The organism is Pseudoalteromonas sp. S558, assembly GCF_005886635.1.
In the GTDB taxonomy this organism is placed as follows: domain Bacteria; phylum Pseudomonadota; class Gammaproteobacteria; order Enterobacterales; family Alteromonadaceae; genus Pseudoalteromonas; species Pseudoalteromonas aliena.
Genome location: NZ_PNDU01000656.1, coordinates 1 through 402 on the forward strand (window position 1 = coordinate 1; position 402 = coordinate 402).

1 protein-coding gene is annotated in these 402 nt (G+C 37.6%); it reads right to left on the reverse strand.

The genetic code is table 11. From position 1 onward, the window contains the following. Positions 1–84: 84 nt before the first annotated feature. A partial coding sequence (locus CWB66_RS21830; RefSeq protein WP_138587029.1) for an ion transporter occupies positions 85–402 on the reverse strand: 318 nt, incomplete at its 5' end.

Sequence of the window (402 nt, forward strand, 5' to 3'; positions counted from 1 at the left end):
GTCTTTCATCGATATTAACTGATTTAGTAGGTAAGTTTAAAGTATAAACAATAGTGCAAGTTCATACTTGCCCTATTCAATCTGCTAATTATTTTTGAGTAATTGTTTTAAATCTGCCAGTTGTGCTTTCAATTCGTTTACTTGGACTTGTGTTGCGGGCAGTGAGTCTGTATCGGCTTGCTCTTCTCGTGAATTGCGATGCTCTTCACTCATTACTTCTAAAATAGCCCCCACCATCATATTTAAGAATACAAATGCAGTTAAAAAGATAAAGGTTAAGTAAAAAATCCAACTTAATTTGTATACCGCCATGGTTTCGTACATCACGTCGGTCCAATCTTCGAAGGTGGCGATTCTCAACAAGGTAAGCATAGAAATAGACACATCGCCCCACAGTACTGG